This is a genomic window from Rhodococcus sp. PvR044 (assembly GCF_040548995.1).
Lineage (GTDB): Bacteria > Actinomycetota > Actinomycetes > Mycobacteriales > Mycobacteriaceae > Rhodococcus_G > Rhodococcus_G oryzae.
In genome coordinates this window covers 1-13,589 of record NZ_JBEPSX010000021.1, presented here as the reverse complement: position 1 = coordinate 13,589, position 13,589 = coordinate 1, and the positions used below count along the sequence as shown (strand labels likewise).

General features: G+C 69.3%; 13 protein-coding genes and 1 pseudogene. 9 read left to right on the top strand and 5 right to left on the bottom strand.

Features of this window, described 5'->3' with window-relative positions:
* Window positions 1-25: 25 nt before the first annotated feature.
* Genes ABIC28_RS26955 through ABIC28_RS26945 form a run of 3 tightly spaced genes read left to right on the top strand, consistent with a single transcriptional unit; the run spans window position 26 to window position 1,319 of the window.
* Window positions 26-478 (top strand): SRPBCC domain-containing protein, encoded by a 453-nt coding sequence (locus ABIC28_RS26955; protein ID WP_097214017.1) that lies wholly within the window; start codon window positions 26-28, stop codon window positions 476-478.
* A complete protein-coding gene (locus ABIC28_RS26950; RefSeq protein ID WP_077042369.1) occupies window positions 475-828 on the top strand; it encodes an ArsR/SmtB family transcription factor in 354 nt (117 codons plus the stop codon). The genes ABIC28_RS26955 and ABIC28_RS26950 overlap by 4 nt, the downstream gene beginning before the upstream one ends.
* Window positions 829-875: 47 nt before the next feature.
* Window positions 876-1,319 carry an SRPBCC family protein gene (locus ABIC28_RS26945; RefSeq protein WP_097214016.1) on the top strand — a complete coding sequence of 148 codons (444 nt, stop codon included), beginning with the start codon at window positions 876-878 and terminating at the stop codon, window positions 1,317-1,319.
* Window positions 1,320-1,439: 120 nt separating this feature from the next.
* Here the strand turns inward: ABIC28_RS26945 and ABIC28_RS26940 are convergent, their stop codons facing one another.
* The 4 genes from ABIC28_RS26940 to ABIC28_RS26925 form a co-directional block, all read right to left on the bottom strand.
* Window positions 1,440-2,213, bottom strand: coding sequence for a hypothetical protein (locus ABIC28_RS26940; protein WP_097214015.1), 774 nt, complete (start codon window positions 2,211-2,213; stop codon window positions 1,440-1,442).
* A gap of 130 nt (window positions 2,214-2,343) precedes the next feature.
* A complete protein-coding gene (locus ABIC28_RS26935) occupies window positions 2,344-3,096 on the bottom strand; it encodes a VOC family protein (RefSeq protein WP_209927147.1) in 753 nt (250 codons plus the stop codon).
* 191 nt (window positions 3,097-3,287) lie between these two features.
* Window positions 3,288-5,066 (bottom strand): AMP-dependent synthetase/ligase, encoded by a 1,779-nt coding sequence (locus ABIC28_RS26930; RefSeq protein WP_354581780.1) that lies wholly within the window; start codon window positions 5,064-5,066, stop codon window positions 3,288-3,290.
* Window positions 5,059-5,526: a MarR family winged helix-turn-helix transcriptional regulator gene (locus ABIC28_RS26925; protein WP_374102891.1), complete on the bottom strand. Its 468-nt coding sequence runs from the start codon at window positions 5,524-5,526 to the stop codon at window positions 5,059-5,061. The genes ABIC28_RS26930 and ABIC28_RS26925 overlap by 8 nt, the downstream gene beginning before the upstream one ends.
* A 275-nt stretch (window positions 5,527-5,801) precedes the next feature.
* On the opposite strand from ABIC28_RS26925, the gene ABIC28_RS26920 reads away from it, so the two are divergent.
* The 6 genes and pseudogenes from ABIC28_RS26920 (at window position 5,802) to ABIC28_RS26895 (ending at window position 12,654) form a co-directional block, all read left to right on the top strand.
* Window positions 5,802-6,563, top strand: coding sequence for a GntR family transcriptional regulator (locus ABIC28_RS26920; protein ID WP_209927150.1), 762 nt, complete (start codon window positions 5,802-5,804; stop codon window positions 6,561-6,563).
* Window positions 6,563-6,790, top strand: coding sequence for a 4Fe-4S dicluster domain-containing protein (locus ABIC28_RS26915; RefSeq protein WP_027502301.1), 228 nt, complete (start codon window positions 6,563-6,565; stop codon window positions 6,788-6,790). The genes ABIC28_RS26920 and ABIC28_RS26915 overlap by 1 nt, the downstream gene beginning before the upstream one ends.
* Before the next feature lie 40 nt (window positions 6,791-6,830).
* Window positions 6,831-8,277, top strand: a pseudogene (locus ABIC28_RS26910) (ABC transporter substrate-binding protein).
* An 86-nt stretch (window positions 8,278-8,363) separates the two neighbouring features.
* Window positions 8,364-9,161 (top strand): ABC transporter permease, encoded by a 798-nt coding sequence (locus ABIC28_RS26905; protein WP_354581796.1) that lies wholly within the window; start codon window positions 8,364-8,366, stop codon window positions 9,159-9,161.
* Entirely contained in the window at window positions 9,158-9,961 is an 804-nt protein-coding gene (locus ABIC28_RS26900; RefSeq protein WP_354581777.1) for an ABC transporter ATP-binding protein, read from the top strand. The genes ABIC28_RS26905 and ABIC28_RS26900 overlap by 4 nt, the downstream gene beginning before the upstream one ends.
* The gene (locus ABIC28_RS26895) at window positions 9,961-12,654 is read left to right on the top strand and encodes a fumarate reductase/succinate dehydrogenase flavoprotein subunit (protein WP_354581775.1); all 2,694 of its coding nucleotides are present in this window, start codon (window positions 9,961-9,963) and stop codon (window positions 12,652-12,654) included. Before ABIC28_RS26900 ends, ABIC28_RS26895 begins: the two co-directional genes overlap by 1 nt.
* 21 nt (window positions 12,655-12,675) lie before the next feature.
* Here the strand turns inward: ABIC28_RS26895 and ABIC28_RS26890 are convergent, their stop codons facing one another.
* Window positions 12,676-13,467 carry a GNAT family N-acetyltransferase gene (locus tag ABIC28_RS26890; RefSeq protein WP_354581773.1) on the bottom strand — a complete coding sequence of 264 codons (792 nt, stop codon included), beginning with the start codon at window positions 13,465-13,467 and terminating at the stop codon, window positions 12,676-12,678.
* Between the last annotated feature and the right edge of the window lie 122 nt (window positions 13,468-13,589).

The window sequence follows — 13,589 nt, the reverse complement described above, 5'->3', positions numbered from 1 at the left end:
TGCATATCGAGGAAGGGTGCAGAACATGGAGTTCGGCAGCATCGAACGAGAGATCTACGTCGACGCCTCGCCCGAGGTGGCCTTCGAGGTGGTCAGCAGCCCCGAGCACATCTCGGAGTGGTGGACCGACCACACCGAGATCGAAGCGACTCCCGGAGCGGTCGGTGAGCTCGTCTGGGGCGACCGCGCCAAGGTCGTCCCGATCAAGGTGGTGAACGCCGAGCCGCCCCGTTTGTTCTCGTTCCGCTGGTGCTTCCCCGAGGACAAGGTCGTCGACTCCGCCGACTCGCTGCTGATCACCTTCGAGCTCACCCCGTCCGGCACGGGCACCAAGATCCGGTTCACCGAGACCGGGTTCCGGGAGATGGGCTGGGAGGCCGCGAAGTTGGAGGAGCAGTACCTCGACCACAGCACCGGCTGGGACCGATTCCTGCCCAAGCTCGGGGAGTACCTCGCGCGGCTGGTGTCCACCCCGTGAGCACCGCCGTCGACGACGACCTGTGGTCCGCGGTCGGGGATCCGACCCGTCGGCGGATGCTCGACCTGCTCCTGGCGGCCGGCGACGGCACGGCCACCAGCCTCAGCGAGCAGCTGCCCGTGACACGGCAGGCCATCGCGAAACATCTCGGTGTGCTCGACCGGGTGGGCCTGGTGCACGCCACGCCCGCCGGGCGAGAGAGGAGGTATCGGGTGGACGAGGCGCAACTCGCTCGCGCGGTCGCGCAGTTGTCCTCGGTCGGGGCGGCGTGGGACGCCAGGCTCCAGCGGATCAAGCGCATCGCCGAGGCGATTCAGCGCACGAAAGACCAGCGCGACACACAGCACTGAATTCCGACAGGTCATTCGAAAACCAACACCGGAAAGAGGGACCGAAAATGGTAGACATCCTGCACAGGGTCGGTATCAAGGCATCGACGGCCGAGGTCTACGCGGCCTTGACCACAGCCGAGCGGCTCGCCGCCTGGTGGACGACCGACACCAAGGGCGAAGGCAACGACGTCGGCGGTGTGCTCCAATTTCGTTTCGGAGCAGGCGGATTCGACATGAAGGTCGACGAACTCGTTCCCGGCAAGCGCGTCCAGTGGGAAGTGATCGACGGACCGGAGGAATGGGTCGGCACCCATGTGATCTGGGACCTCGATCAGGTCGACGACTACACTGTCATCCTCTTCAACCACCAGGGTTGGAAGGAGCCGGTGGAGTTCATGCACCACTGCAGCACCAAGTGGGCGCTCTTCCTGATGAGCCTGAAGTCGCTGATCGAAACCGGGACGGGCGCGCCGGATCCGCACGATGTCAAGATCGACAACTGGAACTGATCAACCCACCCGGGGCACCAGCGCTGCATCGCCGAGTGTGCACCTACGGGGCATCGCCCGAGAGCGACCGCCGGCAGGTGCACATTCGGCGTCCGCGGCGGCTGGGACGGTCCGCGACGGCTATCCGGCGCGGCGGGACCCCAGCGGCGCGCGGTCGGCGCCCTCGATCTGCCAGAACGTCCACCCGTCCCTGGTCTCGACGTCGCCGCTGATGTGACTGGCGACGGCATTGGCCGCGACCGTCGGATTGTCGAAGCGGCGGCCCTCCATCGGCCCGCGGGTGATCTCGAGCCGACCCGTCTGCTCGTCGTACATGCCGACGAGCCGGTAGCCCTCGAAGTCCGCGACCACCTGCAGCCTCAGGTCGACGACCTCCTCGACGACCGCGGACTTCTTCGTGCGGGTGATCGGCACCAGCTTCGGCCGGCTCGGCTCGGCCACCGCACCGACGGGCTTGCGACTGGGGTCCTTGACGTCGGACAGCCCGAGGAGGTCCCAACGCGCGCGGCCGTGCTCCACCCGTTCGACGGCGATGGCGTGGCTACCGGTCCGGGTGCGCCCCGGAACCTCCTTCACCCACAGATCGACCTCGCTGTGGATGTCGGCGGCGACCTCCTCGGACGGGACGACGAAGTACTCCTCCGGGGAGGTGGCCAGGTCGACGAACACCCAGAACTGGGATCCGGTGTCATCGGTGTCCAGCGCACCGTCCTGCTTGCGTGCCTGCCAGTCGCCGTCGAGCTTGGTTCGCACCCGGACCACGCAACTGTCGTCGCCGACGCCCCACACCTGAACCGGGTTGCGCCGCGAGTGGGTGAGCCGGACCGCGCGGCCACCGCGCTGGGCGACCTCCGAGATGAATGCCTGAATGCCCAGGCTGGCAGTGTTCTCCATGGTATCCGTCCGTGCCGCTCAGCCCGTGCAAATGTGAGAGCAGTGGGGCGACGGGCGACGCGGACACGACTCGGTCTCTGACCTCCACCTTACGTGCATGTGGACGCGCCGTGACCCACAGCACGGGAGATCACCGTTCTTGCAGCACCGAGAGGATGTTGCCGGCCGGATCGGTGAACCATGCGATGTAGGGTCCGCCGCCCCGGAAGATGCCCCGCTCGTCGGCCTCCATCCCCGGGTACCGCTCGAAGGTCACGCCCCGCTCGCGCAGTGCGTCGACCGCCGCATCGATGTCCTCGACCGGGAAGTTCAGGATGGTGTACGTCGCCGGGATGTGGGTCTGCTTCGGGTACACCAGCACCGTCTCACCCCCGCCGACCTGCAGCGCGAGCAGGCCGAACTGCTCGGTGACGGTCAGGCCGAGGGTGTCGCGGTAGAAGGCCGCGGCCGCCTCGAGGTCGTCGACCGCGAAGCCGCTGTACGGCGCCGAGTTCAGCGTGGCCGACGGGGCGGGTACCCGGGCGGCCAGGTATCGCGCACCGAGCTCGATGATCTGGAAGTAGTTCCCGTCCGGGTCGATCAGCGTCCCGAAGAGCATCCCCTCGGAGCGTTCCTCGAGCGGCACCAGCCAGTCTGCATCCATCTCGTCCAGGCGGGCCGCGACCGCTGCCGCATCGTCGACATGGAAGTTGAGGATCGTGCGGCCGGGCTCGGGGTTCTTCTCCGCGACATCGTCGCGCTGGTCGAACAGGACGCTGACGCCGCCGAATCGGACGTCGCCGTCCGGGGTAGGTGTGGCGTCGAACGCCCGGCAATACCAGTCCCGAAGGCGATCGGGGTCCGGGCTCGCAAGCAGAATGGAACCGAGGTCGGGGCTGGTCATGTGTCCTCCCGGATGCGAGTGCCGGTCTCGACACTGCACCCGACCGGGCCCTGGCGCAAGGGCGACCCGCCGGGAGGACCTGCTCGATTTCCGAAAACGTAGCTTCCCCACGGGCGGTGCCCGGCAACTACGGTTCGCCAGGACACCAGCACCGACCGATAGAGGGATGTTCTCAGTGAAGCGCGACCGGGTCAGCGGTACAGCGCGTCGATCTCGTCGGCGAAGCGCTCGGTGACCACCTTGCGCTTGATCTTCAGGGTCGCGGTCATCTCGCCGTCCGCCTCGGTGAGGTCGCGGTGCAGGATCGCGAACTTCTTGATCGCCTCGGAATGCGAGACGGTGCTGTTCGCGTCGTCGACCACCAGCTGCAACGCGGCCTGCAGGTCCCGGTCCTCGCTCAGGTCCGCGACGGACGCCGAGGCGGGCTTGCCGTTCTCGGTCTTCCACAGCGCGAACACGTCCGGGTCCACGGTGAGCAGCGCGGCGATGAAGGGGCGTGCGTCCCCGACGACCACGGCCTGCGAGATCAGGGCGTGCGAGCGCATCCGGTCCTCGAGCGGTCCCGGCGAGACGTTCTTGCCGCCCGCAGTGATCAGGAGGTCCTTCTTCCGTCCGGTGATGGTGAGGAAGCCGTCCCCGTCCAGCTCGCCGAGGTCGCCGGTCCGCAGCCAGCCCTCGTCGAAGGTGTCGGCGGTGGCCTGCTCGTTGTGCCAGTACCCGCCGAACACCACCCCGCCGCACAGTTCGATCTCCCCGTCGGCCGCGATGCGAACGCCGTTGCCACCCATCGGCTGTCCGACGGTGCCCATCTTGTGTGCACCCGGGACGTTGACGCAGTGCGCCGCGGTGGTCTCGGTGAGTCCGTAGCCCTCGTAGATCGGCACGCCGACACCACGGAAGAAGTGCCCGAGGCTTGGCATCAGCGCGCCGCCACCGGAGATGGCCCACCAGCACTCCCCGCCGAGCGCGGCCCGGAGCTTCGAGTAGACGAGCCGATCCGCGACCCAGTGCTGCGCGCGGAGCACCGGGGACGGACCACCCGCATCGAGCGCCTCGCTGTAGCGGACGGCGGTCTTCTCGGCGAAGCCGAAGATCGCCTTCTTGACGGCGCCGCCCTGCGCGGCGCTGTGCGCGGCCGAGTCGCGGACCTTCTCGAACACCCGCGGCACGCCGAGGATGGTGTGCGGCTGGTACCGGGCGAACTGCCCGACGACGGTGCTGAAGTTCGACCAATGCGCTTGCGCTCCACCGGCTTCGAACATCGCCAGTGACACGGCGCGGGCCAGGACATGGGCAAGCGGCAGGAAGGTGAGCATCCGGTTGCCGGGCTTGGCCACCTCGCCGACGCTGGCGCTGAGGATGCCGCGAACCTCGGACAGGAAGTTGCGGTGGGTCAGGATGCAGCCCTTGGGCCTGCCCGTGGTGCCGGAGGTGTACACGAGCGACGCCAGGTCGTCGGCCCGGATCGCCGCGACCCGGTCGTGCACCTCGGCATCGTCGAGGTGCACGCCCGCCGCGATCAGCGCGCCCACCGCGTTGTCGTCGATCTGGCGGACACCCAGTCCGGAGCCGTCGAAGGCCGACGCGTGCCGATCGGTTTCGACGATCGCCGTCACCGCTCCCGAATCCTCTGCTATCCAACGGATCTGGTCGGGCGAGGACGAGTCGTAGATCGGCACGGACGCGGCGCCCGCCGCCCAGATCGCGAAGTCGAACAGCGTCCATTCGAACCGGGTGGCGGACAGCAGGATCACCCGATCACCGCGGGCCACCCCGCCGGCGATCAGGCCCTTCGCGACACCGACCACCAGATCGGCGAACTCCGCCGCGGTGACGTCGACCCAGTCGCCGCCGATCGGTCGACTGAACAGCACCCGCTCGGGCGCTTCCTGCGCGTGCCGGTAGACGGAACGGACGAGGGCGTCATCGTCCGCGATGGTGAACTGGGCGGTGGTGGTGAATTCACGCACGGGGGTCTGCTCCGATGCTCTGGTCGGTGTCATGGTCTGCGGTACTGGTGCGGAACCGGTGCAGCATGCGGGCGAGGTCGGCGATGTCCGCGGCCGACCAGTCCCGGACCCGCTCCCCCACCTCGTCACGGCGGCGCCGGTCGGCGCCGGTGAGGACGTCGCGGCCGGCATCCGTGAGGCTGAGCGGATGCCCGCTGCGAATCGGTCCGGGCTCGGCCTGGACCCACCCGGCGTCGACGCATCCGCGCAGCTGCCGCGACACGGTCGACCGGTGCACCCCGAACGCCTCGGAGATCTCCGTCGCACGGCATCCCGGATTGCGCTCGATATAGGAGAGCACCGAGTGCTGGGCGAAGGTGGGCACCCCCTCGGCGGGACGCTCCCCCGTCATCAGCTGGCGGACCAGGTGCACGAGCTCCTCGTGTACCTGGGCGACGGCCGCGGTCGATCGTTGTTGCACAACGCAACTATAAACCCGCCAAGACGCCGTCCGACTCGGGCCTGGGCCCGGCCGGCGAATCCGAACCTTCGGATCAGCGTGATCCGAACTCCGCCGTGCCCCCTCGCGGCGGCGCAATCGTCCGCCGGCCCGTCGTTTGCCCAGGTACGCCCGCACCGCGGGTGGCGCAATCGCCTCACCACTCCGGCGGCCGCGAAGTGAGCGGCCAGCAGCCCGCGAAACCACCGCTACTGTCGGCATTCGTCCAGGTCACCGGCCCCGAAGAAGGGAAGCAGATGAGCGCAGCCACCGAGCCGCCTCCGAGCCGCCGCTCCCGCGCCGATCGGGCCCGCCAGGTAGCGGACGTGCTGCGCCAGCAGACCCTGGCCGGCGCGTTCGCGCGCACCCTGCCGCCGGAGCACGACCTCGCCGTCGAATTCGCGGTCTCCAGGAACACCGTGCGGGCGGCCCTATCGCTGCTCAAGGACGAGGGCCTGATCGACCGCGCGCCGCGCGTCGGCACCCAGGTGTCGGGACGCAAGTTCGACCACGGCATCGACACCCTGCTCGGTCTGAAGGAGACGCTCCGCGAGCACGGCGAGGTGCGCAACGAGGTACGCGCGGCCCTGCGCCTCGTGCCTCCGCCCGCCGTCGCGCGCCGCCTCGAGTTGGACCGGGCCGAGCCCGCGGTCTACATCGAGCGGCTCCGCTACCTCGGCGACCTGCCGCTCAGCCTGGACCTGACCTACCTCGTCCCGGACCTCGGCGAGGAACTGCTGCGCCGCGACCTCGCGGGCAACGACATCTTCGCCCTGATCGAGGAGGTCTCCGGCAGGCCACTCGGATCGGCCGAGCTGGCCATCGAATCCGTCAACGCCGACGCCCACACCGCGGCCGCACTGCAGGCCCCCGAGGGCGCCGCGCTGCTGCTCCTCGAACGACTCACCACCCTCGACGACGGCAGGCCCGTCGACCTCGAGTACATCCGCATGCGAGGTGACCGCATCACCATGCGGGGCAACCTCTTCCGCACGAACCAACCATGGGAGCTGACCTGATGGCACTGGTCAACCAACGCGCCGACGTCCCCGTCACCATCGATGAGTCGCTCTGCATCGAGGGGTGCACCCTCTGCGTCGAGATCTGCCCGCTGGACTCGCTGGCGATCAACCCGGACAACGGCAAGGCCTTCATGCACGTCGACGAGTGCTGGTACTGCGGCCCCTGCGCGGCCCGCTGTCCCACCGGCGCAGTCACCGTCAACATGCCCTTCCTGCTCCGCTAGCCGCCAGGCACCGGACAACCCGACCACCAAGGACCCGAACATGAAACGCCGCATCCCCGCGGCGGCGATGGCCGCTGCCCTCACCACGGCCCTGCTCGCCGGCTGCTCCCTCGACAGCGATTCCGGCGGCGACGCAGGCAGCGCGGACGCCGTGCCGGTCGTCATCGGCTACCAGTCCAAGACGATCAACACGGTCACCGCAGGCACCCTCCTCAAGGCACAGGGCTACCTCGAGAAGCGCCTGGCCGCAGTGACCGAGCGGACCGGCACCGCGTACTCCGTGCAATGGCAGGACTATGACACCGGCGCACCCATCACCGCCCAGATGGTCGCCGAGAAGATCGACATCGGTTCGATGGGCGACTATCCGATGCTCATCAATGGGTCCCGAACCCAGGCCAACCCGCGCGCGAAGACCGAGATCGTCTCGGTCACCGGCTACAACCCCAAGGGCGCGCTGAACATGGTTGTGGTGCCTCCGGATTCGCCTGCGACCGGTCTCGCCGACCTGGCCGGACAGAAGGTGTCCGCGAGCGTCGGCTCCGCAGGCCACGGCACCCTCGTGCAGGCCCTCGACCGCGCCGGACTCGACCCCGCCACCGGAGTCGAGGTGCTCAACCAGCAGCCACAGGTCGGCTCGTCCGCGCTCGAGTCCGGGCAGGTGGCCGCGCTGTCGCAGTTCGTGGCGTGGCCTGGCCTGCTGGTGTTCCAGGACAAGGCGAAACTCCTCTACGACGGCGCGGAGCTGAACCAGCCGACCCTGCACGGGGTGGTGGTGCGCGAGTCGTACGCCGAGCAGCACCCCGAGGTGCTCGACGCCTTCCTGCTCGCGCAGCTCGACGCCACCCGATTCATCCGCGGCGAGCCCCTCGAGGCGTCACGGATCGTCGCCGAGCAGAGCGGACTGCCGCAGGAGGTGGTCTACCTCTACAACGGCCCCGGCGGCACCTCGTTCGACCCGACGCTCAAGCCCCGCCTGGTCGACGCCCTGAAAACCGATGTGCCCTACCTGAAGTCGATCGGCGACTTCGCCGACCTGAACATCGACGGATTCGTCGACGACGCGCCGCTGCGTGCCGCCTACGCGACTGAGGGCATCGAGTCCTACGACGCCGCGCTCGCCGTCACCGCCAACCCCACGGCCCTGACCGGCACCGACCCCCGCGTGCGGAGTCCCCGTCGCCGATCCCGCGCAGGCGAGCGAGCTGTGGTTCGACGGCGCGACGCAGACGCAGCCCGCGGCCGACCCCACCTGCCTCCTGCGCTCGGTCAAGAAGGCGCGCGCCGAGGGCAGGGGCATCCGGGCCGCCTACGTGCCCGACGCGGAACTGGGCACACGCTGGTTCGCGGACAAGGCGGTGTGGGTGCGCGACGGGGCTCGCTTCCTGCCCTTCACCACGGCCGCCGCGGCGGAGCGCTACCTGCACAAGAACCCCGCGATCGCCCCGATCACCTACGACCGCGCCGTCGAGGAGGTCCGGCAGTGACCGCGTCCGTGACCGCCCCCGGCACGCGGGCGTCCGCGCGGGAGTCGGTCGTGCCTGCGGAGGACGCGACGCCTGACCCCGGCGCAGTGAACCGGACCGACTGGCCCGCCCGGTGGCGGTCCAGGGCCATCCGGATCACGTCGGTGATCGCCGCGGTGCTCGCCTGGCAATTGCTGACGGCCAACGGCGTTCGGCTGTGGCTGCGGTTCGACACGCTGCCGACCGTGACCGAGATCGTGGCGGCATACAGCGAACAGCTGCGGACCGACCTCTTCTACCTGGACCTCGGTCAGTCGCTGATCCGGATCGTGTCCGGGTTCGGCCTCGCCACGGTGGCGGGTGTGGCCGTCGGTATCGCGCTCGGACGCTCCCGCCTGTTCGCCGACACCGTCGGCCCACTGGCCGAACTGGCGCGGCCCATCCCGGCGATCGCCATCGTGCCGGTGGCGATCCTGCTGTTCCCCAGCGACGAGGCAGGCATCGTCTTCATCACCTTCATCGCCGCCTTCTTCCCGATCATGGTCAGCACCCGGCACGCGGTGCGGGCGCTCCCGACCATCTGGGAGGACTCCGTGCGCACCCTTGGCGGCAGCCGCTGGGACGTCCTCGGCCGCGTGGTGATCCCCGGGATCCTGCCCGGGGTGTTCGGCGGGCTGTCGGTCGGCATCGGGGTCGCGTGGATCTGCGTTATCTCCGCCGAGATGATCTCGGGCCGGCTCGGGGTCGGCTACCGCACCTGGCAGGCATACACGATCGTCGACTACCCGGGCGTGTTCGTCGGCATGATCACCATCGGCATCCTCGGGTTCGCCACGTCCGCGGCTGTCGAGCTGCTCGGCCGCCGCGTCACCCGGTGGCTGCCCCGAGGGGAGAACACCAGATGACCACGGCAACAAGCGAAGAGAAGGTCACGGCGGGCATGTCGCTGGCCCTGGACGACGTCACGCTGTCCTACACCGGCACCCCCGTCGTCCGTTCCCTGTCCCTGACCGCCCTGCCCGGCGAGATCCTGGTCCTGACCGGGCCCTCGGGCTGCGGGAAGTCGACGGTGCTCCGCGCCCTGGCGGGCCTGCTGGCGCCGGACTCCGGCCACATCCTCGCCGATGGAGCCGCCGTCACCACCACCTCGCGGGATCGCGCCGTGGTGTTCCAGGACAACGCGCTCCTGCCGTGGCGCACGGTCCGGTCCAATATCGAACTCGCGCTTGCGCTTCGCGGACAGCCGAGATCGGGGCGCAGGCGCGACGCGGAGCGGTGGATCGAGGAGGTCGGGCTCGCCGGCTTCGCGGACTTCCTGCCCAAGAACCTCTCCGGCGGTATGCGTCAGCGGGTGCAGTTGGCGCGCGGCCTTGCCGGTGCGCCCCGGGCCGTGATGATGGACGAACCGTTCGGGGCACTCGACACCCAGACCCGCGCGACCATGCAACGCCTGCTCGTCGAGACCTGGCGCACGCACCCGACGACGGTGGTCTTCGTGACCCACGACGTCGACGAGGCGGTCCTGCTCGGCGACCGGGTCGCGGTGCTCGGGCGCGCGGGCGCCCCGCTGCGCACCATCGTCGACGTGCCGCGGCCGCGGGACCGCGACGCCCTCGACCACCCCGACACCCGAGCCGCCCGCGCGAAAGTCCTGGCCGCGCTGGGCCACCCGAGCGTCGGCCCGACGAACACCCCGGAGAACTGATGGACATCCCAGACCTGGCCGACACCATCCGCCTCGATTGCGACGTACTGGTCATCGGCGGCGGCACCGCGGGCACGATGGCCGCGCTGACCGCCGCCGAGAACGGCGCCGACGTGCTGCTGCTCGAGAAGGCACACGTCCGGCATTCCGGCGCGCTGGCCATGGGAATGGACGGCGTCAACAACGCCGTCATCCCCGGCAAGGCCGAGCCGGAGGACTACGTCGCGGAGATCACCCGCGCCAACGACGGAATCGTGAACCAGCGCACGGTCTACCAGACCGCGACCCGTGGCTTCGCGATGGTGCAAAGGCTCGAGAAGTACGGCGTCAAGTTCGAGAAGGACGAGTACGGCGAGTACGCGGTCCGCCGGGTGCACCGCTCCGGTTCCTACGTGCTGCCGATGCCCGAGGGCAAGGACGTGAAAAAGGCGCTGTACCGGGTGCTGCGGCAGCGGAAGATGCGCGAGAAGATCCGGATCGAGAACCGCCTGATGCCGGTGCGGGTCCTGACGGATCGGGGGCGGGCGGTCGGTGCGGCGGCACTGAACACCAGGACCGGGGAGTTCGTCGCGGTCGGGGCGAAGGCGGTCATCCTGGCGACCGGCCCGTGCGGACGGCTCGGGCTGCCCGCGTCGGGATACCTGTACGGCACCTACGAGAACCCGACCAACGCCGGCGACGGCTATTCGATGGCGTACCACGCGGGGGCCGAGCTCAGCGGCATCGAATGCTTCCAGATCAACCCGCTGATCAAGGACTACAACGGGCCGGCCTGCGCGTACGTCGCGAACCCGTTCGGCGGCTACCAGGTCAACGCGCAGGGCGAACGCTTCGTCGATTCCGACTACTGGTCCGGACAGATGATGAGCGAGGTCAAACAGGAGATCGAATCCGCACGCGGCCCCATCTATCTCAAGGTCAGTCACCTGCCGACCGAGACCCTGGACACGCTCGAGTCCATCCTGCACACCACCGAACGGCCCACGCGCGGAACGTTTCACGTGAATCGTGGCCACGACTACCGCACCCACGACATCGAGATGCACATCTCCGAGATCGGTCTGTGCAGTGGGCATTCGGCGTCGGGCGTGTGGGTGGACGAGCACGGCGCGACGACCGTGCCCGGGCTGTATGCGGCGGGCGACCTGGCGTGCGTGCCGCACAACTACATGATCGGCGCCTTCGTGTACGGGGACCTGGCGGGGACCCACGCCACCGGCACCCTGCCTGCCGTGGACGCGCCGACCGAACTGCCCGCCGATCAGCTGCGCGAGGCGCACGAGCTGATCTACCGGCCGCTCCTGCACCCGGACGGACCGCCGCAACCGCAGGTCGAGTACAAGCTGCGGCGGTTCGTCAATGACTATGTGGCGCCCCCGAAGACCGCCACCAAGCTGTCCATCGCGGTCGAGACCTTCGAGCGGATGACCGCGGAGATCCAGGGAATGGGGGCGACCAGCCCGCACGAGCTGATGCGGTGCGCGGAGGTGTCGTTCATCCGGGACTGCGCGGAAATGGCGTCGCGCAGCTCGCTCACCCGCACCGAGAGCCGGTGGGGCCTGTACCACGAGCGGGCGGACCTGCCCGGCCAGAACGACTCCGAGTGGGGGTACCACCTGAACCTGCGCAAGGGTGCCGGGGGCGGGATGGAGTTCCTCAAGCGACCGGTGGCACCGTACTTCGTATCGGTGCCGGGACTGGACGATCTTCCCCCGCGTGATCAGCGGGTCGTGCCGGTGACGCAGCCGCCGCTGGTGGGCGGGCGCGCGCCGGTCGAGTCCCCCTCTCGGGTGAGCGCCACCCCCTCAGAGGTCCAGCCCCGCTCCCCCCGGATCGTGGAGATCCTCGGACTCGACAGTCCGACCGCGGCGCAGTTGCGCCCTTATCTGATCGATGCGGACCCGCAGGTGCGCTCCACTGCCATCGCCACGCTGACCGAGGCCACCCCCGACGGCTTCGACGCCCTGCTTGTCGCAGCGCTCGGCGACGAGGACGCGTCCGTGCGCCGGGTGGCCGCGGAGGGACTCCGCGAACTGGTCGAGGTGCTGCCCTCGGCGGAGGGGCTGGCGCTCCACCTGGGCTCCGGCGACCCTGTCGTCCGGTCCACCGTGGTCGACCTCCTGCGGGCGTTGCGCACCGGGACGGCCGCGCAATACCGGGCGGCACTCGCCGACGTCGACCATCGGGTCCGCATCGAGGCGGTGCGCGCTCTGGTATCCCTGAACGATTGGGAGACGGTGGCGACCGCATCCGCGGACGAGAATCGTGAGGTGCGGATCGCCTGCGCCCAGGGCCTCGCGACCATCAGCCTCGGGGGTCTCGAGGCGGTCCGCACCCTCGCGGTCGACCGGGACCCCGTCGTCCGGGCGGCCGCGCTTGCGGCCTTCGCCTCGCTTCGCCCCACCGAGAACGATGTGGCGCTGGCCGTCGCCGGGCTGACGGAGTCGGCCTGGCAGATCCGGCAGGGCGCGGCCCGTGCCCTCGCCGGCGCACTCCCTGAGAACGCGGTGCCCGCACTCGAGACGGCCCTCGGCGACGTACACCTCGACGTCCGAAAGGCCGCCGTGCTCACCCTCACCACCTGGACGGAAGACCCTGCGGCACAACAGGTGCTGCGCATCGCGATCGACGACTCGGACGCCGACGTGCGCGCCTACGCCCGGCGCGCGCTCACCGAACGGATCCGGGCCTGAGACACCGGCCCGACACTCGGTTCACCCCCGTCGCAGCGCGTATTCGGTATACGTGCCGACGGGGATGAATCCGATCCGCTCATAAACGGGGGCACCGTCTACGGATGCCTGCAACACGACGCGATCCACGCCTTCCGTCCTCGCGTGGTCGATCGCCGCCAGGGTCACCGCCGTGCCATATCCCCGCCTGCGATGGTCCTCGAGGGTCACCACGCCGTAGAGGCCGGCAACACCGGCTGCCAGATGAATCTCCGCCCCCGCCACCGGTTCTCCAGCGCTATAACCGACGACGAAGGTGCTGGCGCATTCGCCACTCAGGATCGCCGACCCCGCGGCGTCGAAGTAGTCGAACACCGCCGATGAGGGCGGCGTCCAGTTCCTGGCCATCAGGTCCGCGTAGTCACGCAACTGCTCGCGATTGGTCACAGTCACGACTGTCAGGACCGCACTTGGCGCGGGCGACGGGATCTCCGTCATCAGCGCGGTCATCGCCAGCTCGGTCTCCGACGGCCGAACGCCCCGCGCTCGCAGCAGCTCTCCCAGGTTCGAGGGCGTCGAGGTCGGTGCCACCCACCACGAGAACGGACGACCGGCCGCGCGCACCGTGGCCAGAATCTCCTCGAGCCGTGCCTGCGCCGTGTGCGGTGCCAAGCGCGCCCGGCACACGATGTTGAAGGTGTCATCGTCCAGTCCGCTGTCCGCGATCAGGATGTCACCGGATTCGTATACCGTCGCGCCGGCGACAGTGGGATGCAGGTGCGCCGCATGAGACGCGAGATTGAGATCCATTGCTTCCACCAGGTCGTCACCCACAACACGATCCTAGTTGCGCTCCACAGACCCCGGATATGCGAAATGCCTCGCATCGCAGTCTCTTTCGAGTCTGTGATGCGAGGCATTCGCAATTTATGTTCGGCGGTGTCCTACTCTCCCAC